Source organism: Actinoallomurus sp. NPDC050550 (genome assembly GCF_040655075.1).
GTDB lineage: Bacteria > Actinomycetota > Actinomycetes > Streptosporangiales > Streptosporangiaceae > Actinoallomurus.
Window position 1 is genome coordinate 56,522 of sequence record NZ_JBFAJC010000047.1, and the last position, 21,493, is coordinate 78,014.

Sequence of the window (21,493 nt, forward strand, 5' to 3'; positions counted from 1 at the left end):
TGGTTGGACTCTCGTGGCGGCGACGCGGTTCCTGGTTGGCCTCGTTGGGTCAAGCGTGAGTACCTCCGAACGGTGTCGGTTATGGTCAGTGGGAAGGCGGGTTGAGGGGCTGGAGGACTCCCCACGGTGCACGGCGAGACGCGGGCTCACTATGACCGGCTGGCGGACAGCTACAACGAGAACTGGGCGCACAGCGGCGAGTTCATCGGCTGGATGACGGAATGCATCCTCAAGCGGCTCGATCCTGCGCCCGGAGTGGGTCGTTTCTCGAAAAGGCGTCCGAACTGCGGGCGCGGGCCGATCGGCTGCCCCTTGAGTCCTCGGTGAGCGAGGCGGAAGTACCTTGGAAGGTCAAGGAGAGAATTCTCAAGGTTGGGGCGAACATCGCCCTGCGGTCGGGTGCATGGTCGGAGGCGCATGACCTCGGTACGAGACTTATCGTAGCGATGGATCACCGGCCCCACCGGCCTGTTCCGGCAGGTCACCGCCCTGACCAAGCCCCAAATCGACCTACTCGCCAAGCTCGACATCCCCGCCCCCAAGCAGGTCATCGACCTCCAGCCCGCACCCCGCTGACCAGCAACAACACCATCGCCTAGAGAAACGCCCTCCAGGCGACCATCAGCATGTCAGCCCAGCTCAGACCCCAGACCCGCGGCTCTAGGCCGCTGAATTACGTCGAACGCGGGACACCGTGTTGGTGGATATGCGTGCGCGGCTGGCGGCCTCGGTCCGCCCGAACCGGATCTTCGAGCGGACTTTGGTGGCGCCGCCCAGGCGGGACTGGTGAGCCGCAGGCGGTGCTGGACTCGGCTCCGATCTTTGACGCGGTGGCCACGCAGGACACGATCACGCTGATCCGTTCGGCGGTCCGTGGTCTGCTGCGGGCGGGTTGCGATCCTCACCGACCCCGGAAGGCCGGTGCTGCATGAACGTCGGCGCGGGACCGCCCATGTCCTCCACGTTGCGATCCTCACTGGCCCCGGAGGGCTGGTGCTGCGTCCCGGCCGCCTTCGTCCTCGTTGGGGTCGGGCCCGTTGCGATCCTCACCGACCCCGCGTCAACGACGCTGCCTCAAACGCTACGTTGCACGCGAGATCTTCAAGGTCCTCACCGGCGCAAACACCGTGGACAGCGACCTCCCCTTCACCGCTTGACAAACATAGGAGCATCGGGGCGGTTCATAGACAACGGCGCCACCAACGTGCTCGCCACCAACCATCCGGCGATGCACGGGCACGCAAAGACCACGTGCCTCACGGGATGGCCTGCTACGTGATGGCCTCTCTTGCGACCACGTACTGTTCGTGATTCCAGCACGCGGGCGATCAAGGACAGTGACGATATGAGTGCATCACTGACTTCGGAGTTGGCTGGTCGGATCGCCGTCGTAACGGGCGCCTCCAGCGGCATCGGCGAGCAGGTCGCGCAGGCTCTGGCCCGCCGGGGTGCAGCCGTCGCTCTTCTCGCTCGCCGCGAGGACCGGCTCACGGCCATCTGCGCGGACATCGAGGCCCGCGGGGAGCGGGCCGTCCCCTTCTCAGTCGACGTCACCGACTCCGCAGCGGTCGACGACGTGGCCCGACGCGTTAGGGAGACCCTGGGGCCTGCGGGCATCGTGGTCAACAACGCGGGGATCATGCTGCCGACCCCCCTCGGCGATCCTGAACCGAAGGACTGGGCCGATCAGACGGCGCTGAACGTGGGCGCGGTCAACTACACCGTACTGGCTTTCGGCGGCCAACTTGTCGAGGCTGCCGCCGCCCACGGCGTAGCCGATCTGGTCAACATCGCTTCGATCGCGGGCAAGACCCTCTTCCCCGGCTACTCGGCCTACGCAGCCTCAAAGTCCTACGTCATCCACCTCGGCCGGAGCCTGCGGGCCGAGCTCGGGCCGAAACAGGTACGGGTGACAACCGTCGAACCCGGCATCGTCGACACCGAGCTGCAGTCCCACATCCCCAGCGAGGAGTCCCGGGAGCGCCTGGCCGGCACCCGGACCCGCATCGAATGGCTCACACCCGAGGACGTGGCCGACGCGGTCACCTACACCGTCTGCCTCCCGCCTCGAGTCAACCTGGCCGAAATCGCCATCCTGCCCACCCGGCAGCCTGCCTGAGAGGAAGGCGGCCATGACCGCCCCGGCACTCGATCTCACCCAGTTCACCGTCGCCGAAGCCGCGCCTGGATACTGGCGCGCGACCTTCGACCACCCGCCGACGAATCTGATGAACGCCGTTACCGCCAGCGAGCTGCGGACGATCGTGGACGCGGCGGAAAAGGCAGACGACCTACGCGTATTGGTCCTGGACAGCGCCAACACCGACTACTTCTTCGCGCGCTACGACCTCTCGGCTGGGCCGCTCCCCTCTGACCCGGGTCCCACGGGGCTGCCGCTCTTCCTCGACACGACGGTCCGGCTCAGCGCCCTCCCGGCGATCTCCATCGCGCAGATCCAGGGCCGCGCTCGGGGTGGCGGCAACGAACTCGCCCTCGCCTGCGATCTGCGCTACGCCGCACGTGAAACGGCCGTCCTCGGTCAGCCGGAGATCGGCTCCGCCCTCGTTCCCGGCGGCGGCGGCCTGGAGCGCCTGGTGCCTCTGATCGGCCGCAGTCGGGCCCTGGAGGTCGCCGTGACCGGCGAGGACTACGACGCCGAAACAGCCGAGCTCTACGGGTGGATCACCCGCGCCTTCCCGGTCGCGGAGTTGGCCGGGCACATCGACGCGCTGGCCCGGCGGATCGCCTCCTTCGACCAGGACGCCCTCGCAGCGGCCAAACGCTTGATCAACCGCACCACGGAGCCCGACCGGGTTGCGTTTCTCGAGTCCGCGAAAGCAACTGCGCAATTGGCTGCCGGCCCGGGCTTCCGGCCTGCGCTTGAGCGCCTGCGCGCTCAAGCGCAACGCGTCGGCGCAGACTTCGATCTGGACATGGGTTTCCACATCGGGGCAGCCCACCAGTCCCCGGATGCCTGACCGCACAATCGGCGAATTCCCCTGCCAGGACGGCGATCAGCCCTGCTCACGGCACCTGCTGATGGCCTACCGTACCGAGAGCACCCCCGTCCGCGCCCCAACCCGGAAGTCCACGCCCCCACCCGGGAGCCAGCACGACCGATGCCGCCCGAATCCGAGCCAGCCACCCCGCCGAGCAACGGCAGCTCACCCGGTCAACCAAGCGCTGTGAGCGCTGGCGGTGCGGAACGCCGTGACCGGCGCGCACGGCTTCGGCACCTGTTGTGGCAGCCGCCACGGCCCCATGGCGAGCAGCCGCGCGAGCGCGTGGTCGGCCCGCTCGAGCTCTTCTACGACCTGGTCATGGTGGTGCTGGTGGCTCAGGCCGCCCACCATCTGGCCGGACAGCTGACGTGGCGTGGCCTCGGCGAGTACGCGGCGGTGTTCGCCCTGGTCTGGATCGCCTGGACCAACGGCACCCTTCACCACGAACTGCACGGCCGCGAGGACGCTCGAGCCCGTAGCACCTTCCTGCTCCAGATCCTCGTCCTCGTCCCACTCGGCGCCCTCATCCCCCGGGCCGGCGGTGCCCGCGGAGCCGCCTTCGCCGTCACCGCCGGGCTGCTCTTCGCCGTCCTGGCAGGCCTGTGGGCCCTGGCCGCCCGCGACGACCGGCCCGAGTACCGCCGCTCCAGCCACCTGTTCGTGACCGGCACCGCAGCCTTTGCCATCCTCCTCGGCGCGAGCGCCCTGCTCCCCGCCGGGCCCCGCCTGCTCAGCTGGGGCCTGCTGGATGCCGCCTATCTCGTGGGATACAACGCTGCGCTCCTCGCCGGCACACCCGCCCAGCAAGCCGCGCTCACCATCACCAACGCCCTGATCGAACGCTTCGGCCTGCTGATCATCATCGTGCTCGGTGAGACCGTCACCGGGATCGTCGACGGCCTGGCCCACAAACCTGCCGACGCCCGCACCCTGGCCGTCGCCCTGCTCACAGTCCTCGTCGGATTCGGCGCGTGGTGGACCTACTTCGACTACGCCGGACACCGCCCACTCCGGCCGACCCCCACGGCCACTGCCCAGTGGATGCTCACCCACCTGCCACTCACCGCTGCGATCGCCGCCATGGGCGCAGCCATGGTCAGCCTCGTCGAGCATGCTCACGAGCCCCGTACGCCAGCCGCCGCCTCGTGGTTGCTGAGTGCCGGCTGCGCGACCATCCTGTGCACGACGATGATCATTGCTGGTGCCCTGCAGCCCTCACCACGTGACCGCACCTTCTACAAGCCGCTGGCCACGATCTGTGCCGCTACCGCCGCAGCCTGCCTGGGACTTGGCGCAGCCCGACCGACGCCTCTCCTTCTAAGCCTTGGCCTCACGCTGCTCCTCGGCGTCCCTTGGGGCTACGCGGTCGCCCGCCGGACGAACCACGAGGGCGTCTGACGTTGTTCTAGATTTACTGCCCAGGGACGTTGGTCAACCTGGTGATGGGTGGTCTGCCGGTTGCGGCGTGGGTGCACGCCACCAACCATTCGTCATGTTGCGTTCACTGATTAACGACCGTCCGTGACGAAGGAGAGGCCGCATTCGGCAGACTACGCGGTGCACACAAAGACCACGCGCCTCACGGGATGCCTTCTACATGATATCTCGTACAACCACGTCCCGTTCGTGATTCCACCACGCAGATGCTCAAGAACAGTGATGGCACATTCATCGGATGTATTCCTGCGGGTGGGGCCCGCCGGCAACGGTTCCGGAGCGGTCATGAAGCGGTTCGTGTCAGGGTGCAAGGTTTTCGTTTCCATCGCGCTCGGCGTGGCCGGCGCGGGGGTGTTCGCCTGGTCGGCGGGTCCGGCACAGGCGGCATCGCGATCGGTGCTGTGGGCGGCACCCGTTGGCCACGGCGCGGCGTGCACGTCGCGTAATCCGTGCTCGCTGGCCACGGCGCAGGCTGCAGTGCGCAAGATCGAGCAGGGCGCTGAACCGGTGGACGTCACGGTCGAGCTCCGCGATGGCACGTACCGGTTGAGCGAACCGTGGGAGTTCGGTACGGCCGACTCAGGCAGCGCCCGTCACCCGGTCGTATGGCAGGCAGCGCCGGGCGCGCGCCCGGTGATCTCCGGCGCCACCCGGGTCACCGGCTGGACCCAGGTCGGCAGTACCGGCGTGTGGTCGGCGAGGGTGCCCCCTCACAGCTCCAGCCGGCAGCTCTACCTCGACGGCGCGGAAGCGCCCATCGCGCAGGCCACGCCGGCGGCCCTGCACTTCGCCGGCGGCTGGGTCGGTTCGGCCACCGGGTACGACCTGTCGAACGACGCCGCGGCACGGGACTGGTTCGCCGAGCTCACGCCCGCGCAGCTGGCGCAGGTCGAGTTCGACTACCCCGGCGGCAACGGGGCGTGGACGGATTCGAAGTGCGGGGTCGCACGTATGTCCGGCAACACGCTGATCATGGATCAGCCCTGCTGGACGAACGTCACTGATATCGCCCCGTTCAGCCAGGGCACCGGCGGCCTGCCGTCGATGTCCACCTCGCAGATGCCCTCGACGATCCAGAACGCCCGCGGGCTGCTCAGGATCGGACAGTGGTTCCTCGACAGTGCCGAGAACATGCTCTACTACTCGCCCAAGAGCGGTCAGCAGATGGCGCGCATGGATGTCGAGCTGCCTCGGTTGGAAACACTGCTGCAGGGCGCCGGGAGCCTCACCAGGCCCTTGCACGACATCACCTTCGAGGGCCTGCAATTCTCCTACGCGACCTGGAACGATCCGTCCTCCACCGCGGGATTCGCCGACGTACAGAGCAATCTGCACAGGACCGGCGCGAACAACCAGGGTCTGTGCACCTTCTCCACACCCCCGGGCAGCTGCCCGTGGGGCGCGCTCACTCAACCCAGGGCGAACGTCGACTTCACCGCGTCCAGCAACGTCACGATCACCGGCAATCGATTCGTCGACCTCGGTGGTGCCGGGCTGAGCTTCAAGTATGGCGGCTCGTACAACCTCATCGAAGGAAACGAGCTCGCCCAGATCGCCTCAACCGCGCTGTTGCTCGGCTGCACTTACGATCCGACTCCCACGACCACGCCGGCTTCGGTGATCAAGGCCGGCTGCACCCCTGACCCGAAGGCGGTCGCCGCGGATCCGGTCGGGCAGAACGAGATCCTGGACCACACCACGGTCGCGAACAACGTGATTCATGACGTCGGTACCGACTATCGCTCGGCGTGTGGAATCACTGTGCTGTTCAGCCGGCACACCGCGATCACGCACAACGACCTCTACGATCTGCCGTACACCGGCATCACGGCGGGCGTCATCCAGGGCCACGTCGACGACGCGAACCACCCACAGAACTCGACCAACGTCAACGCCGACAACACGATCAGCGACAATCTGATCTTCAACGTCATGCAGGTACTCGCCGACGGCGGGGCGGTCTATATGGAAGGCCACCAGGCGCAGTACGTCTACAAGACCGACGGCACGATCGACGCGGAGGCCACGCTCGCCCACGGCCTGCACGTCACCGGCAATGTCGTGTACAACGATGGCTCCAGATTCAACGCGTTCTACGACGACGCGGGTTCGGAATGGATCTCCTTCAGCGGCAACGTGGAGTTCCACCCGCTGACCTCGCTGGGCGCGCAGGGCGGTTGCTCGGCCACCGGCCACTTCTGGGTCACCGGCAACTTCTTCTCCGACAATCCCGGCAGCTACTTCTGCAATGCGCCAGTCGACTCACACATCAGCGGCAACACCACAATCCCCGCATCGCCGGTCCCGGGCGACATCCCGGACTCGATGCTCGCCAACGCGGGACTGACCAGCCAGTACCAGTCGCCGGCAGGCGGCGGGCGGCCCGAAGCGAGCTATGCCTCCGCGCCCACCCCGGTCACCACCGGATCCAAGACCGAGCATGTGCTCATCGCCGGCGCGGGCTTCTCGCCGAGCACCCCGGTGTACTTCGGTGACCAGCGCGCGACCGATGTGCGGTCGGTCTCCTCCGGCTTCCTGATCGCGACAGTGCCGTCGGGAGCGGACGGCACCGACGTCAGCGTCGGCACATACGTACCCAGGCCGCTGATCACCGCTCCCAAGAACGGCACCACCGGACTGCCCCACACCTACACCGTGAGCGGAACCGGGGTGCCCGGCGACACCGTCGCGGCCGGCGACGACGTGGACAAGGCCGGCTGCACTGCAGTGACCGGCACTGACGGCACATGGACCTGCACTCTCACCAGTTCCTCAGACGGCCAGCAGACGCTGACCGCCACGCAGTCCGGCAAGGACGGAGCCACATCAAGACCGTCGGCAGGCGTCACCGTCTACATCGGAACACCGCCGGCCGCAGCACGGATTGACGACACCAACCCATCGATCACCTACAGCGCCTGGGACTACTCGGCCGGCCGAGGCCTCGGCGACTACAACGACGACCTCCACTACGCGGTGACCAACGGCAGCAGCCTCACGTTCACGTTCATCGGCACCGGAATCAAGGTGTTCGGCGAGCAGTACACCGACCAAGGCCAGATCAGCGTGTCCATCGACGGCGCAACCCCGACCATCGTCAACACCGTGCCCGCTGACGCCACACGTCACGCCGACGTCGCCGTCTACACAAGCACCCCGCTCTCGGCCGGCGTCCACAAGATCGTGGTGACCAAACTCTCCGGCCAGTACGCCACCTTCGACGGCTTCGAAATCGACAACCCGACACCCTGACAGCCCCCAGCCCAGCGAAGTCGATCACTCGGCAGGGAATGGTCACCTGACCGATCGGAACGGACCCCGCTCAACTGGAGAAGGTCAGTTGGCGGTGCGCCGGTCATAGGCAGTGCGTGCCTCGAGGACCTGGGCGGCGCGGGTGTGGGTCCAGGTGCAGAGGACGCGGGTTTCCTCGGCGATTTCGCTGCCGAGGTCGGTGAGTCCGTACAGGACCAGAGGCGGCGTGGCGTTGGGGTCCACCGTCCTGGCGACCAGCCCATCGCGTTCCAGGGTTCGCAGGGTTTGCGAGAACATCTTGCGGCTGATCCCTCCGATGGAGCGCTGCAGTTCGGAGAACCGCTGGACACCGCGCTCGCGCAGGCTCAGCAGCATCAGCAGGGCCCACTTGTCGGCCAGATCCACGAAGACGTCACGGCTGGGGCAGGCCGCGTCGAGGATGTCCATCGGCCGCTCCGGGTCGAGGATGTGCGGCGGCTGCTCCTGGTGTGACACGCCCCTCAGGATACACCAGCACCCCCAGAGGAGCTTGACCTCTTTTAGAGATCAAGTATAGCTTGGAGGTCATACCTACTTGAGGAGTAGTCCTGTGATCGAGACCATCAAGCGCCCCCTAGTCGCCATCGCCTTCCACTCCGGCTACGGACATACAGCGGTTCTGGCCGAAGGGGTCAAGCGCGGTGCCGAAAAGGCCGGAGCCGAGGTCGCCTACATCCCGGTGGACGCCATCACCGACGAGGATTGGCAGCGACTCGACGACGCCGACGCCATCATCTTCGGCTCCCCCACCTACATGGGCGGCGCCTCCGCCGCCTTCCACACCTTCGCCGAAGCCACCAGCGGCCGCTACCTGACAAACGCTTGGGCCGACAAGATCGCCGCCGGCTTCACCAACTCCGCTTCCAAGAGCGGCGACAAGCTCAACACCCTCAACTTCATGAGCGCTCTCGCCGCCCAGCACCACATGATCTGGGTCGGCCTCGGCCTGCCCCCCGGCTGGAACGCCCTCACCGCCTCCGAAGACGACCTCAACCGCCTCGGCATCTGGATCGGCGCCGGCGCCTCGACCCCCCAGGACGGCGGCGTCGACACCGTCAACGCCTCCGACATCGCCACCGCCGAACACCTCGGCGCCCGAGTCACCCGTCAGGCCGAGATCAACATCGCGGGCAGGAACTCCCTCGCCCACCGATAACACCCACGACGGCGCCCTCGCACCTCGCACTCACCGGCACGTGGGGGGCGTCCGCGGACCACGAGTGCACCGCGCTCCCATCGCCAGGCGCGGGCCCGGTCCCATTCCACACACCCCGTGAGGACTGACACATGACGGCCTTCAACCTGAAGAAGCATTACGACGCCCCCGCCGCCAAAGTGTGGGATCTCATCGGCGACTTCTACGCCGTGGACAGGTGGATGCCCGGCGTCGTCGGCGTCCTGAGGAACGACGACCAGCAGACCCGCACCATCACGATGCACGACGGTGCGCGGCTCGTCGAAAGGCTCGTGGAAGAGGGCCCGCTCTTTCACCGCTATCGTTTCGACGACCCCGGGCCAGTCCCCGTCCGGGACTTCACCGCCCGCCTCACAGTGACGGCGGTCGGTACGGACCAGTCCGAGCTCGACTGGGCCGCCCGGTTCGAGCCGGCGCCGGGAGTCACCGAAGAAGATGCCACGACAGCCCTGACGGGCTTCTACCAGGCGTGCCTTGACAAAGTTGCGGCGGAACTCGGCGCGTAGGGGGGCACAGGTTCGCCCAGGGTGTCCGCACCCATTTCTGCAAGCCACCGACAGAAAGCGATCACCCTTCATGAGCACCATCGAAGACAAGAACAAGGCCATCGTCCGTGAAGCCTTCGACACTCTGTTCAACGAACGGGACTACGCCGCTGCCGAGCGCTTCTGGTCTCCCTCGTACATCCAGCACAGCGCCCGCATCGCGCCCGGCCGGGAGGGGCTCTTCGAACTGGTCAAGAGCCTCCCGTCGGAGCTGAAGCACGAATGCGAACTGATCATGGCGGAAGGGGACATGGTCATGGTGCGGGGGCGTTTCTCAGGGCACGGACAGCCCGCCCCATGGATCGTCACCGACTTCCTCCGCATCGAGGACGGCATCCTCGCGGAGCACTGGGACGTAATCGAGGAGGAAGCCTCCCGGAAAGAATCCCTGAGCGGCCTGCCGATGTACGGCGACGATTTCCCCGAGGAGCGCTGAGATCAGCCGCAGGTGTTCACGCGGCCGCCGCCGCCTCAGACCGGGAGGCGGCCGGCGGCCGTCGCGTACACGCCGACTTCAGGCGGAGCGGTCGCAGAGTTCGTCGACGTACGTGCGCGCATCCGCCTCAGGCAGCGTCCAGGGCAGGAAGATGGCCCGGTAGATGATGGGGGCCACCAGCAGGTCGATGACCTGGTCGCCGCTGAAGGTGCTGCCGGGGCGGGCGGCGAAGCCGGCCGCTTCTGCCCGCCGATCGCGCAGGCAATCCGACTCGCTCTCACCGGCTGCGGCGGCCCCGCCCCGCAAGAGGGCGGCGTTCACCGGTGTGCTGTAGTGGCCGATCAGCTCCTGGGCCCATGCGGTCAGATCGGCGCGCAGGTCTCCGGTGTCCGGAAGGCCACGGTCCGGATCGAGCCGGTAGGTCGCCAGATCGTTGATCATGGTCCGCGCGTCGCCCCACCGCCGGTAGATGCTCGAGTGATTCACTCCCGCGCGCTCCGCGACCAGGGGGATGGTGATGGCGTCGCTGCCCCGTTCGGCGATCAGTTCCTCGACGGCCTTCCTGATGGACGTCAGCACCAGGGCGCTGCGGCCGCCGGTGCGCCGCTGCGGGGACGATTTCGCAACCATGCTCCTACTATAACGCACATGGCTTTGCATTAAGCCTTCTCCGGGTCTACGATGGTACTAACGCACAGGCTTTGGCCTTAGAGGGCTCTGAGGTGTCCATCACCGAAACAAGGCAACACCGCAGCCCTGCCCTCACGGTCTCTGAGACCGACCGGCCCCGCAGGCTGCTTCCTCCTTCCGCGGCGTTCGCCGGGTCGGCTGCCGTCCTCGCAGCGCTCACCTGGCCGCAGGCGCGCCCACGCCACTGCTGGTCGTCTTCGAGCAGCAGTGGCACTTCCCTGCCTGGGTGTTGACGGTCACCTTCGCTTCCTACGCGCTCGGTCTGCTGGCGGCTCTGCTGGTCGCCGGCTCGCTGTCCGACCACATCGGACGCCGACCTGTCCTGGTCGGATCGCTTCTGGTGGAGCTCGGCGCGATGCTCATGTTCGTCTTGCCCCGGACATCGGCTGGGTCATCGCAGCCCGCACCATCCAGGGCATCGCCACCGGCGCGGCCACGAGCGCCTTCTCGGCCTCGGTCGTCGAACACGCCCCGGAACGCCACAAGAAACTGGGCACCATCATCACCAGCGCCGCTCCGGCGGGCAGGCTCGGCTTGGGAGCCCTGCTGACCGGCGCAGCGGTCCAGTTCAGCAGCCACGCGACTCTGATCGTGTTCACGGCCCTCGCAGGGATCATGGTCGTCGGCACGGGTGTCGCCGCGTTCTCGGCGGAAACCGTTTCCACGCGTCCCGGAGCGGCACGCGCCCTGATGCCCCGCGTCTCGATCCCCCAGTCCGCGCGTCGTGAGTTCCTGGCGGGTATCCCCGTTCACCTGGCCGCGTGGATGCTGGCCGGCCTCTTCATGGGGCTCGTGCCCACCATCATCCGGGACCTGCTGGGCCTGCACAGTGGTCTCCTGAACGGTGCCACGGCTTTCATCGAGCCCGCGGCAGCCGCCGTGGCCGGCCTCTTCCTCGGCCGGCTGACACCACGCCACACCACCTTCATCGGCGGTGCGGGTGAACTGCTGGGAACCGCGGTGATCGAGACCGGTGTCGCCGCCGGAATGCTTTCTCTGCTGTGGGCGGGAGGCATCATCGGCGGCGTGGGCTTCGGCGCCTCGTTCTCCGGGGCCATCCGGACCATCGCCCCGCTCGCTCGACCCCACCAGAGGGCAGGGCTCTTCGCGTCCATCTACATGGTCGCCTACCTGAGCTTCGGAGTGCCGGCGATCATCGCGGGACTCCTGATCGCTCAGGTCGGTCTGCTGGGCACCGTCCTCGGCTACGGTGCCGCCATCCTCGTCGCCGCGACCCTCGGGTTGTTCGCGCAGTACCGCGTCAACACAAGCCGCTGACCCGTATTAGTCGATGAAGACACTCCATGCGACGGCGTTGAGGTTGTCGGTGAGGAAGATGTCGGTGCCTCCGAGGCGCGTGTCCCAGGACGCCAGCATGAACTCTGCCGCGCGAGCGACGACCGCGTCCATCCAGACCTTGAGCTGTGCCTGCCGGTTGGTGTCGGACACTCCGGCGGCGGCAGCGGCCTGTCGGAGGTCCACCGCGCCCAGCGCCTGGGTGGCGGAGGCTCGCAGGTCGCGGATGTACTCGCGATTGGTCTGCACGTCCTCGGGAGTGCCGAACAGGGCCATGTGGCCGGACACGACGGTCTCGAAGTCGTATTCCAGCAATTGGTCCATGGCGTCGAAGTACGCGGGTACGTGAGGGGAGAAGAGAAGACGGAAGAACGGCGCGTTCTTCACCGTGAAGCTGTCGATCGCGGTCAGAATCTTCTGTTCCGGGAGGTGGATGAACAGATTCCCCGGCTGATGCCAGTCGCCGGTGTATTCGAGGATGAACCTTTCTCCGTCGATGCTCAGCTCGCTTCTGGTCCCGCCGAAGGTTTCGTTGGGCACGGGCCGGTTGTCGTCCTGTGCCTCCTCGATGAACTGCGCGGTGCGCTCGTGGGCGATGATCTTCAGGCCGTCGCGTGCCAGCAGGTGAGCGGATCCTATGTGGTCGGCGTGCGCGTGACTGTAGATCAGGTGTGTGATCGGCTTCGGGGTGAACTCTTCGATGCCCATCAGCAGTTTCTCGCCGAGGTCCGGTGGGGCGTCCACGACGACCACGCCTTTCTTGGTCACCAGGAACATGGTGTTGACCAACCCGCTGGTGATTCCGTAAGCCCCGCCGCCCAGCTCAGTGACAAGGTAACCGGAATCCGGGATGTTCGGACCTCGAGCAAAATCGGGTACAGGCGCGAATTCAACCATTGGTGATCTCCTTTGCGGTCCGTTACCGGACTCGGGCCTCACAGATTTCCCCCGATGGGTGATACCACCAGGGCGCCGGTACGACGCACTCGCACACGGCCGCCGTTCCCCGTCGCTCACCTCACCGGGCACCGCGGCCTGGTCGGCGATGCCAACACGCACCGGCGCGTCCCGGCGGAACCACCCCGACGCCGCCGGTTTGAGAAGACGGAGTGCGACGTACCCAGACACGGCCCTTCGGCCGCCCGGTCTCCGCTTTGACTCGGCGCCGGCGAGTCGCTGTGCGGGGAATCCCAGGGGATGAGGGGCGACAGGTCTGGTCGTCTTGCGCAGTACGGGCACTAAGACCCCAAACTGCCGCAAATCTTCTTCCTCTGGCGTCAGCGCCGATAGCGTACCGTTGGCGCAGACCGGGTGGTCTGTGAAAGGGCCGCGGCCTCGTTGGGGCCGCCCGCAGCGTGGCGGTGCGGCGCCCATAGTGTCGACGGAGTCAGGGAGGACCGATGGCCAGGACTGTGTTGCGGGGACGCTCCGAGGCCATGGCCACGGCACTCAGCATGCTGCGTCGGGTACGGACCCAGGGGCACGGGGGCGTGCTCGTGGTAGAGGGCGAGCCCGGGATCGGAAAGTCGGCGGTGTTCGCGGCGATCGCCGACCAGGCGATGTCGATGGAGTTCGGCTGTGGGGTGAGCAAGGCCGACCAGATCGGCCGTATATCGCCGGCCGCGCCACTGCTGCTCGCGTTGCGCTCCGGCTCCCGGCCTCTCCTGACGGCGGCCGAGCTTGCCGACCTGGCCGCCCGGACCGCCGAACCACTGCTGCTCCTCGACGATGTCGCGGGGCTGCTCGAGCGCCTGTCGAACGAGAGGCCGCTCCTGATCGGAATCGACGACGCGCAATGGTCGGATCCGGTGAGCCGCTTCGTCTTGCGGTCCCTCCCGTCCCGCCTGACCGGGTCCCCGATCCTGTGGCTGTTCGCCAGCAGGAGTTCGGACGAAGGCCTGCTCGATGATCTAAAACGCTCGAGCTTCGTCGAGTCTCGGGTCGAGGTCATAGAGCTCGGTCCGCTGAGCGCGCCCGACATCATGGCCATGGCCGAGGACCGGCTCCACCGAGTGCCGTCGGCCCGTGTCAGCCGCATGCTGGACGGCGTCGGCGGAAACCCGTTCTTCGCCACACAGATCATGGAGGGCGTGGTCCGGGAGAAAGCAGATGACGACGCCGACCTCGACATCCCCACCGAATTCATTCTCGGCGTGCGCCGTCGCGTCGCGGAGCTCGACCAGGCCACGGCCGAGCTCATGAGGGTCGCCGCGGTCTTCGGTCAGGCCCTCACCGTCGAGGACGCCGCAGCGCTACTCCCTGAGCATTCGACCGAGCAGGTCACCCATGGCCTCGCCGAAGCGGTCCGCACGGGCCTTCTGGAAAACGACCGCGCCCCCGGACTCACGTTCAGGCACGACCTGATCCGCGAAGCGATCTACGCCGACCTGACCGAGCGCACGCGCCGCACCCTGCACCAACGTTGCGCTCAGCACCTACGCGACGCGGGCGCCGATCCCCTGACCATCGCGACGCACGCTCGCGCGGGCATCAGCCCTGGCGACGAGCACACCGCGGCTCTCCTGGCCGACGCCGCCGACCAGGCGGCAGGGGCCATGCCCGAAGCCGCGAGCGAGTTGATCCTCGCGGCATTCCACTCGGTGCGCCCCGAGCAAGACTCCTGGCTCACTCTCGGCCGGCGATGCGTGGAACTGCTCAGCCTGGTCCAGCGATGCACAGAGGCCATGGGCGTCGCCGACGTCCTGTTGGCTCATCTTGACGATGACGAGCCCGCCGGACACGTCGAGATCGCCGTGGCTCGCGCGTTGTGGCTCACCGGCCAATGGCAGGACTCAGTGGTTCGCAGCACGAGAGCGCTCTCCCGACCGAACGTTTCGCCGGCCCTCCGAGCGCAGCTGGCGGCTCTGCAAGCGCTCGCCTTGTCCAGGGTGGAACCGGCCGCCACCGTCGGCCCCGTCGCGGAGGATGCGCTGCGCGAGGCCGACCGCCTGGACGACGACGGAGCCAGGCACCTCGCCTGGCACGCCTTGGCCGAAGTCGCGCGTAACCGAGCCGACCATGACGGATCACTTCGTCACTTTCGAGCCTTGCGAGCAGCGTCAGGGCCGGCCTACATCGCGCAGGAGATCCAAGGACTCCAGCATCTCGACCGCTTTCACGACGCCGATGTGATGTTGCAGAACGCGCGCCGCGACATGAGCGGCGACCGAGGCAGGATCTTCATGTCCCTGATCTACTCCCAGATCTGGCGGGACTACAACCTCGCCCGCTTCGATGACGCGGAGGCCGGCGCTCAGACCCTGCTGGAGCTGGCCCTCGAACGAGGCAGCTACACCTGCGGGATCGAAGCACCATCGCTGCTAAGCATGGTCGCGCTTCAGCGCGGCGACGTCGCCGAGGCACGCCGGAAACTGGCGAGCGGATTCGGCCCAGCCAGTGCGGAGGACGAGCGCCGCATGCCGTTGCCGCTCCTTATCCGAGGCTGGGTCACCGCGGCCGAAGGCCACGTCGACGAGGCGGTTTCGCTGCTGTCACCGGTGGTATTCACAGGCCGCGAAGAAAGGGACCCCTGGCCGTGGAAGCCGGGCTGGCTGCGGATGCTCGCCCAGCTCGGCATGACCGCGGGAGCGGATGAATTCACCGAAGAAGTCGTCGCGCTGGCCGAGACTGGGGCACAGCGAAACCCCGAGGTGCCCAGCTTGACAGGCACCGCCCTGCAGCTTCGCGGGACGACACGCAAAGACCTCGAACTGCTGCAGCGTGCCGCCGACGTACTGGCTCTCAGCCCGCGCCCGCTGCTGACGGCCGGCGGATACGAAGACCTCGGATTCGAACTCCTGGACCGAGACCGGAGACAAGAGGGAGCCACACTGCTCGATCAGGCCTGGGACATCTACGACGGGGTAGGAGCGACCGGCCCGATGAAGACGCTGCAGGACAGGGCACGAAAGGCGGGGCTCCGGCGCGCGCATTGGCGTATGATCGAGCCCCGCCCGGCGTCCGGCTCGCAGTCCCTGACGCCATCCGAGCTCAAGGTCGCCCGTCTCATCGTGTCCGGCTACACCAACAAGGCCGCGAGCGAGGAGCTCGGCATCTCGGTCAACACGGTCGGCACGCACCTGCGATCGGTGTTCGCCAAGCTCGGCGTACGCTCCCGCGTTCAGCTCAGCAACGTCATGCACGAGCAGGACACCTCCATGCGTGTCTAGGGCGGCCGAACTCGCGGCCTACGGGCGGCCCCAGGGCGACCTCGTCCGCGCAACCAACGGTCGTCCTGCGCTCAGGACCGCTCGGACCACCCTCGTCCGTAGCCGCCCTCGATCCAGCCGACGATGGCTTCGCCATACGCCGCGCTGCTCTGTATGAGACCTGTGACCGACTCGGGGTGACGGCGCGCCAAGAACAGCACCGCGCTCGTCCCCACATCGGGAGCCGGCACTCAATCACGCTGTTCGCCTCCTGCGGGAGATCTCGTGTACCGAGGCCGTCGCCGCTCTGCCCGATGCTTGAATCCTCAGCGCACGGGCGCCGATCCGCGATCACCCATTTGGGTGATACAGCCTATTTCCGATGGCGTGATGTCCTGAACCGAGCGGATCACACGCCGAATCCTGATCCAGATCATCGCCCGAAGTAAGGACACATGAGCATGCACATCTCGCTGGACGATGCCCAGGCGATGGTGGAGCGCGCCCGCGCATACGCTGAAGAGATCGCGGTCCCCATGAACATCGCCGTCGTGGACGGCGGCGGACACCTGATCGCCTTCGCCCGCATGGACCGGGCGATCCGGGGGTCGATCGACATCGCACTGGCGAAGGCGAAGACGTCGATCCTGTTCAACAACCCGAGTGAGAACCTCTGGGAGTTCTGTAAGCCCAGCGGTCCCGCTCCGGCGACCGAATACACCAACGGCGGGCTGATCCCCTATGCCGGCGGTGTCCCGCTCAGCGACGCGGACGGCGTCTTGATCGGCGCGATCGGTGTCTCTGGAGGGCTCCCCGTCCAGGATGGCGAGGTCGCACGCGCGGGCCTGAGCGGACGCGGATGAACCGACGTCGTGGTGCTCGCTCTGCCTGACCGCCGCGCGCAGTGACAGCGGCGGAACACGAACTCCACCACCCGCACTATGTCATCCACTGAAGGGGACGCAATGAAGAAGATCCTCATCACGGACGCGGGAAGCGGCCTGGGACGTGGCACCGCCATCGGCCTGGCCCAAGCGGGCCATCAGGTCCTTGCCACGACCCAGATCTGGCCGCAGGTCACCGAGTTGCGCCATCACGTCGACGAACTGGGGCTGGCCGACCAGATCACGGTTGACAAGCTCGACGTTCTCGATCCGCGTGACATCAAGGCAGCCGTATCCTGGGATTTCGACACGTTCGTCAGCAACGCCGCGATCGGTGACAGCGGGCCGATGGCCGAGATTCCGGTCAAGCTGGTCCGGCGCACGTTCGAAACGAACGTGTTCTCCAACCTCGAGCTGACCCAGCAGGTCATCCGCAAATTCGTCGACGCGGGCACGGCCGGACGGATCGTGATCGTCAGCTCCATGGGCGGCTTCATCACCGCCTACGGCCTCGGCGCCTACTGCGCGAGCAAGCATGCGCTCGAAGCGATCGCGGCCACCCTGCGGGACGAGCTCGCGGAGACGGGGATCACCGTCCAGACGATCAACCCCGGCGCGTACGACACGGGCTTCAACGATCGCATCGCCCATACGACCTACCGGTGGCAGGACGACTCGGTGAACTTCACCCGCGAGAGGACATCAAGGCCAACTTCGCCGCGATCATGAAGGGCCAGCTCGACCCCCAGGAAATGATCGACAAGATGGTCTCGATCATCGGCGCCGACGACGGGAAGTACCGCAACGTCTGGCTACCGGCCGTCGAGGACCTCATCAAGCAGCTCCAGGAGGCCGCGTGGACTCGACCGGTCCAGCAGAGTTGAGGATCGCCACGGACACCCTACGGCCGCCCTGCCCGGACGGCAGCAACCGCCGGTCACCGGCCGCGTAGCAGGAAGGAACGCCGCAATGACCAGCGTTCACGGAATCACCTTCGACTGCGCGAACGCGTCTGCCGTAGCGCGGTTCTGGTCCGAGGCGCTGGGCGGCCGCCTGAGCCCTGACGCCTCGAAGGACGCAGCCGTGCTCGAAGTCGATACGGACGTGGGCCCGCTCAGGCTCGTGTTCCGCAAAGTTCCCGAGGGCAAGTACGTCAAGAACCGCGTGCACCTGGACATGGTCACCGACGATTTCGACTTCGAGTGTGCCCGCCTGCTGTCCCTCGGCGCCGTCAGGCTCAACGACGTCGCACTCTTCAATGCCCGGTGGACCACCTTCGCGGACGTCGAAGGCAATGAGTTCGATCTGATCGACGGCTTAGAGAATGAGGGATCGTAAGTGACACGTACGCACATGATCGTCCTGCCGGGCGGAGGTTACGCGGCGCATACCCAGCACGAGGCCGAGCCGATCGTCGATTGGCTCAGCGGGCTGGGGATTCAGGCCAGTGTTTTCCGTTACCCGCTCAACGTCCGCCACCCGGTGCCCCTCGACGCGCTCCGCGCCGAGATCCGGCGCTGTCGCGCGGGCGGAGCCGACAACATCGGCCTGATCGGCTTCTCAGCCGGCGGTCACTTGGCCGGCCTCGCGGCTCTCGCGCCCGGCGCCGAGTCGGCCGACGCCGTACAGTTCGCGGTTCTCGGCTACGCGATCACATCGATGGAGACGGAGACCTACCGCCCCTCCAGACTGATCCTGCTCGGCGAGGACGCCAGCCCGGAGGCACGCCGGTCGACATCGCTGGACAAGCTGGTGACGCCTCAGTCACCACCGTTCTTCATCTGGCACACCGCTGAAGACATCTACGTCCCTCCCGAGCACAGCTACCGATTCGCGTCAGCACTCGCCGCCAACGGGATCCCGCATGCGTTCCATGTGTTCGCCCACGGGCCGCACAGTCTCGGCCTGGCGGAGGGAGCCGGGGACGCGGCCATCTGGACGACGCTGGCCGCGTCGTGGATACGCGAACACATATGAACCTGAGCCTGTCGACCGTCGGCCGACGCCAGCGGCCGGTGGGAGTCTGCCGGTCGGTCCTCGGCAGCGCTCGCCCTGGGGTGCCGAGAATGGCCCGCCGGGACCGCGCAGACGCGGGGCCCCGGCGGTTCGAATCGTCAGCGGGGGGCGTCGGTGGTTCCGCAGTTGGCTCCCGACACCGGCTTCCTGATAGGAATCGCGGTGCCCGGGCGAACCTTGGAGGGCTTCCCCGGAACGGCGGTCAGCACCGGGTCGGCCGGGGTCAGCACCGGGTCGGCCGGGGTCAGCACCGGGTCGGCCGGGGTCAGCACCGGGTCGGCCGGGGTCAGCACCGGGTCGGCCAGGGTCAGCTTCGGGTCGGCCAGGGTCAGCTTCGGGTCGGCCGGGGCCGGCCCGACCCGGACCAGCAGCGGGCCGCCGTCAACGGGCGTGATGCAAACCGCCGTGTTCGCCGGACGGATGTGGCCGGTGCCGGCGAAGGACGAAGCCGCGCCGCCGATCAGAACCGCCGAGGTGATGGCCGTCAAGCCGCCGAGGATGAGAGTGCGTTTCACTGCATTTCCCTTCTGTCGCGTGAATCGCTTCGGGATCGAATCTCTCAGGACGCGGCTGAAGGCCAGCTGAAGTCACCTGAAGAACTCTTCAGGTGGCACAGGAGAGACTGGGGTCATGCGCTTGCTGATCGTGGAAGATGAAAGACGGCTTGCGGTCTCGTTGGCCAAGGGACTCAGAGCCGAGGGCTTCGCCGTCGATGTCACGCATGACGGCAAGGAGGGCCTGCACCTCGCAAACGAAGTGCCATACGACCTGATCCTCCTCGATGTCAGCCTTCCCGGGATGAACGGCTATCACCTGTGCGAGGCCTTGCGGCGGTCAGGCGACGATGTGCCGATCTTGATGCTCACGGCGAAAGACGGAGAGTACGACGAGGCCGAAGGCCTAGACACCGGTGCGGACGACTACCTGACCAAGCCGTTCTCCTACATGGTGCTGCTGGCACGGATACGGGCTCTGCTGCGCCGGGCCGGGCAGAGCGCATCACCGGTCGTGCGGGCCGGGAATCTGATCATCGACCGCGGAACCCGCAAAGTACGCCTGGGCGCGGATGAGGTCCCGCTGACCGTCAAGCAATTCTCTGTCCTGGAACAACTCATGCTCCGTCCGGGGAACGTCGTCTCGAAAACGGAGATCATGGAGCATGTCTGGGACTTCTCCTACGACGGCGATCCCAATATCGTCGAGGTGTATGTGAGCGGACTGCGCCGCAAGCTGGGAGCTGGCGTGATCGAGACGGTCCGCGGAGCCGGCTACCGGGTGATCACCGATGCGTAGACCACGGGGCTCGGTTCGGCTACGGGCGGCCGCCGCAGCGACCGCGGTCGTGGCGGTCGCTTTGGTGACCACCGGGATGGCCGTCCTGCTGGTGCTACGGGCTGATCTGCGGAAGAAAGCCGACGAGCAGGCAAGGATCGAGGCGCATTCCATCGCGACGACGCTCGCCTCTGGGACGCCTCCCGATGCGGTTCGGTTGGACGAGGCGACCCCTATTGAGATCACGGACTCACAAGGCAAAGTACTGGCGTCCAACATCCGTCTGATACCGGTCGGCCCGGAAACGCCCTCACCGGCGGTGACGTTCACGGCCGTACCACCGTCCCAGGGCGCCGTCGATCCGCCGTCCTTTACGCCAGAACCCCAGAGCCTATCGGCCGCGCCGAAGACCGGCCAGACCGACGCGACGACCGATGACTACCGCTGGGCCGCACACGAGGTCACCGCCGGCGGCGGCGAACCGATCACCGTGAATGTCGCCTCCCCGACGGCTACCGAGCGCAGCGTGATGCGGGCGGTAAAAGGATCGTTGCTGATCGGCCTGCCGTTGCTGCTGGCGGTGGTCGGCGCCGCGACATGGCTGGTGACCGGACGGGCGCTGCGGCCGGTCGAGAACATTCGACGGGAGATGGCCGCCATCACCGCGAGCTCCGACCTGTCGCGCCGAGTTCCCGAACCCGCCTCCCGCGATGAGATCGCCCGGCTGGCACGGACGACCAACGCCACCCTGGCGGCGCTGGAAAGAGCGGTGGAACGACAGCGCCGATTCGTGGCGGACGCCTCCCACGAGCTCAAAAGCCCCATCGCATCCCTGCGGACGCAACTCGAGGTGGGCGACTCCCACCCTGCGCTGCTGGATGTCGGGGCCGCCGCCGAGGACGTGGCACGCTTGCAGCGGCTGACGACCGACCTTCTCCTGTTGGCAAGGTTGGATGCGGGAGAACAACCGCTCTCCGGGTCGGCGATCGGCCTCGCCGACCTGGTGGAGGAGGAGATCGCCCAGAGGGTCGGCGACCGGATCCCCGTCAGGCTGGAGCCGCTGGCGGATCTGAACGTGGAGGGGGTGCGGAGCCAGTTGGCCCGAGTGCTGGGAAATCTGGTTGACAACGCGCAACGCCACGCGGCCTCCGAGGTGGTGGTGTCGGTACGAGCCCACGCCGGCATGGCCATCCTGCAGGTCGCCGACGACGGGGACGGCGTACCAGAAGACCAGCATGAACGGATCTTCGAAAGATTCGTACGCCTCGACGCCGCGCGCAG

Annotated in this window: 21 protein-coding genes; 17 read left to right on the plus strand and 4 right to left on the minus strand. The window is 67.1% G+C overall.

Annotated elements, in window-relative coordinates; genetic code table 11:
• Positions 1-126: 126 nt before the first annotated feature.
• The 5 genes from AB0I04_RS41850 to AB0I04_RS41870 all read left to right on the plus strand — a co-directional run bounded on the left by AB0I04_RS41850 (position 127) and on the right by AB0I04_RS41870 (position 7,691).
• A complete protein-coding gene (locus AB0I04_RS41850; RefSeq protein WP_360897953.1) occupies positions 127-327 on the plus strand; it encodes a hypothetical protein in 201 nt (66 codons plus the stop codon).
• A 1,018-nt stretch (positions 328-1,345) separates the two neighbouring features.
• Complete coding sequence (locus tag AB0I04_RS41855) at positions 1,346-2,119, plus strand: SDR family oxidoreductase (protein WP_360897955.1); 774 nt, start codon at positions 1,346-1,348, stop codon at positions 2,117-2,119.
• A 13-nt stretch (positions 2,120-2,132) separates the two neighbouring features.
• The gene (locus AB0I04_RS41860) at positions 2,133-2,978 is read left to right on the plus strand and encodes an enoyl-CoA hydratase/isomerase family protein (RefSeq protein WP_360897957.1); all 846 of its coding nucleotides are present in this window, start codon (positions 2,133-2,135) and stop codon (positions 2,976-2,978) included.
• A gap of 207 nt (positions 2,979-3,185) precedes the next feature.
• On the plus strand, positions 3,186-4,400 hold the full coding sequence (locus AB0I04_RS41865) for a low temperature requirement protein A (RefSeq protein WP_360897959.1): 1,215 nt from the start codon (positions 3,186-3,188) through the stop codon (positions 4,398-4,400).
• Positions 4,401-4,724: 324 nt separating this feature from the next.
• Complete coding sequence (locus tag AB0I04_RS41870; RefSeq protein ID WP_360897961.1) at positions 4,725-7,691, plus strand: IPT/TIG domain-containing protein; 2,967 nt, start codon at positions 4,725-4,727, stop codon at positions 7,689-7,691.
• Positions 7,692-7,775: 84 nt separating this feature from the next.
• Here AB0I04_RS41870 and AB0I04_RS41875 read toward each other — a convergent pair whose 3' ends face one another.
• Positions 7,776-8,186: a helix-turn-helix domain-containing protein gene (locus AB0I04_RS41875; protein ID WP_360897964.1), complete on the minus strand. Its 411-nt coding sequence runs from the start codon at positions 8,184-8,186 to the stop codon at positions 7,776-7,778.
• A gap of 94 nt (positions 8,187-8,280) precedes the next feature.
• On the opposite strand from AB0I04_RS41875, the gene AB0I04_RS41880 reads away from it, so the two are divergent.
• The 3 genes from AB0I04_RS41880 to AB0I04_RS41890 all read left to right on the plus strand — a co-directional run bounded on the left by AB0I04_RS41880 (position 8,281) and on the right by AB0I04_RS41890 (position 9,906).
• Positions 8,281-8,886 (plus strand): flavodoxin family protein, encoded by a 606-nt coding sequence (locus AB0I04_RS41880; RefSeq protein WP_360897966.1) that lies wholly within the window; start codon positions 8,281-8,283, stop codon positions 8,884-8,886.
• A 131-nt stretch (positions 8,887-9,017) separates the two neighbouring features.
• Positions 9,018-9,431, plus strand: coding sequence for an SRPBCC family protein (locus AB0I04_RS41885; RefSeq protein WP_360897967.1), 414 nt, complete (start codon positions 9,018-9,020; stop codon positions 9,429-9,431).
• A 70-nt stretch (positions 9,432-9,501) separates the two neighbouring features.
• Positions 9,502-9,906 (plus strand): ester cyclase, encoded by a 405-nt coding sequence (locus AB0I04_RS41890; protein ID WP_360897969.1) that lies wholly within the window; start codon positions 9,502-9,504, stop codon positions 9,904-9,906.
• 78 nt (positions 9,907-9,984) lie between these two features.
• Here AB0I04_RS41890 and AB0I04_RS41895 read toward each other — a convergent pair whose 3' ends face one another.
• Complete coding sequence (locus AB0I04_RS41895; protein ID WP_360897971.1) at positions 9,985-10,536, minus strand: TetR/AcrR family transcriptional regulator; 552 nt, start codon at positions 10,534-10,536, stop codon at positions 9,985-9,987.
• A gap of 267 nt (positions 10,537-10,803) precedes the next feature.
• On the opposite strand from AB0I04_RS41895, the gene AB0I04_RS41900 reads away from it, so the two are divergent.
• Positions 10,804-11,874, plus strand: coding sequence for an MFS transporter (locus AB0I04_RS41900; RefSeq protein ID WP_360897973.1), 1,071 nt, complete (start codon positions 10,804-10,806; stop codon positions 11,872-11,874).
• 6 nt (positions 11,875-11,880) lie between these two features.
• On the opposite strand, the gene AB0I04_RS41905 is transcribed toward AB0I04_RS41900, so the two are convergent.
• Positions 11,881-12,951 (minus strand): MBL fold metallo-hydrolase, encoded by a 1,071-nt coding sequence (locus AB0I04_RS41905; RefSeq protein ID WP_360897975.1) that lies wholly within the window; start codon positions 12,949-12,951, stop codon positions 11,881-11,883.
• Positions 12,952-13,292: 341 nt separating this feature from the next.
• Here AB0I04_RS41905 and AB0I04_RS41910 point away from each other — a divergent pair, with 341 nt between their 5' ends.
• The 6 genes from AB0I04_RS41910 to AB0I04_RS41935 all read left to right on the plus strand — a co-directional run bounded on the left by AB0I04_RS41910 (position 13,293) and on the right by AB0I04_RS41935 (position 18,901).
• Positions 13,293-16,061, plus strand: a complete 2,769-nt coding sequence (locus tag AB0I04_RS41910; RefSeq protein WP_360897977.1) for an AAA family ATPase — start codon at positions 13,293-13,295, stop codon at positions 16,059-16,061.
• Between the two features lie 434 nt (positions 16,062-16,495).
• Entirely contained in the window at positions 16,496-16,903 is a 408-nt protein-coding gene (locus AB0I04_RS41915) for a heme-binding protein (protein ID WP_360897979.1), read from the plus strand.
• 102 nt (positions 16,904-17,005) lie between these two features.
• Positions 17,006-17,653: an SDR family oxidoreductase gene (locus AB0I04_RS41920; protein ID WP_360897981.1), complete on the plus strand. Its 648-nt coding sequence runs from the start codon at positions 17,006-17,008 to the stop codon at positions 17,651-17,653.
• A complete protein-coding gene (locus tag AB0I04_RS41925) occupies positions 17,650-17,808 on the plus strand; it encodes a hypothetical protein (RefSeq protein WP_360897983.1) in 159 nt (52 codons plus the stop codon). The genes AB0I04_RS41920 and AB0I04_RS41925 overlap by 4 nt, the downstream gene beginning before the upstream one ends.
• Before the next feature lie 85 nt (positions 17,809-17,893).
• Entirely contained in the window at positions 17,894-18,262 is a 369-nt protein-coding gene (locus AB0I04_RS41930) for a VOC family protein (protein ID WP_360897985.1), read from the plus strand.
• A complete protein-coding gene (locus AB0I04_RS41935) occupies positions 18,263-18,901 on the plus strand; it encodes a prolyl oligopeptidase family serine peptidase (RefSeq protein ID WP_360897987.1) in 639 nt (212 codons plus the stop codon).
• 137 nt (positions 18,902-19,038) lie between these two features.
• On the opposite strand, the gene AB0I04_RS41940 is transcribed toward AB0I04_RS41935, so the two are convergent.
• Positions 19,039-19,455 (minus strand): hypothetical protein, encoded by a 417-nt coding sequence (locus AB0I04_RS41940; RefSeq protein ID WP_360897989.1) that lies wholly within the window; start codon positions 19,453-19,455, stop codon positions 19,039-19,041.
• A 115-nt stretch (positions 19,456-19,570) separates the two neighbouring features.
• Here AB0I04_RS41940 and AB0I04_RS41945 point away from each other — a divergent pair, with 115 nt between their 5' ends.
• Positions 19,571-20,233 carry a response regulator transcription factor gene (locus AB0I04_RS41945; protein WP_360897991.1) on the plus strand — a complete coding sequence of 221 codons (663 nt, stop codon included), beginning with the start codon at positions 19,571-19,573 and terminating at the stop codon, positions 20,231-20,233.
• 76 nt (positions 20,234-20,309) lie between these two features.
• A partial coding sequence (locus AB0I04_RS41950) for a HAMP domain-containing sensor histidine kinase (protein WP_360897993.1) occupies positions 20,310-21,493 on the plus strand: 1,184 nt, incomplete at its 3' end.

Coding starts and splice junctions, on each gene's coding strand:
- AB0I04_RS41855 (WP_360897955.1), top strand. CDS start 1,346: ATGAGTGCATCACTGACTTCGGAGTTGGCTGGTCGGATCGCCGTCGTA.
- AB0I04_RS41860 (WP_360897957.1), top strand. CDS start 2,133: ATGACCGCCCCGGCACTCGATCTCACCCAGTTCACCGTCGCCGAAGCC.
- AB0I04_RS41870 (WP_360897961.1), top strand. CDS start 4,725: ATGAAGCGGTTCGTGTCAGGGTGCAAGGTTTTCGTTTCCATCGCGCTC.
- AB0I04_RS41885 (WP_360897967.1), top strand. CDS start 9,018: ATGACGGCCTTCAACCTGAAGAAGCATTACGACGCCCCCGCCGCCAAA.
- AB0I04_RS41890 (WP_360897969.1), top strand. CDS start 9,502: ATGAGCACCATCGAAGACAAGAACAAGGCCATCGTCCGTGAAGCCTTC.
- AB0I04_RS41895 (WP_360897971.1), bottom strand. CDS start 10,536: ATGGTTGCGAAATCGTCCCCGCAGCGGCGCACCGGCGGCCGCAGCGCC.
- AB0I04_RS41910 (WP_360897977.1), top strand. CDS start 13,293: ATGGCCAGGACTGTGTTGCGGGGACGCTCCGAGGCCATGGCCACGGCA.
- AB0I04_RS41915 (WP_360897979.1), top strand. CDS start 16,496: ATGAGCATGCACATCTCGCTGGACGATGCCCAGGCGATGGTGGAGCGC.
- AB0I04_RS41920 (WP_360897981.1), top strand. CDS start 17,006: ATGAAGAAGATCCTCATCACGGACGCGGGAAGCGGCCTGGGACGTGGC.
- AB0I04_RS41925 (WP_360897983.1), top strand. CDS start 17,650: ATGAAGGGCCAGCTCGACCCCCAGGAAATGATCGACAAGATGGTCTCG.
- AB0I04_RS41930 (WP_360897985.1), top strand. CDS start 17,894: ATGACCAGCGTTCACGGAATCACCTTCGACTGCGCGAACGCGTCTGCC.
- AB0I04_RS41945 (WP_360897991.1), top strand. CDS start 19,571: ATGCGCTTGCTGATCGTGGAAGATGAAAGACGGCTTGCGGTCTCGTTG.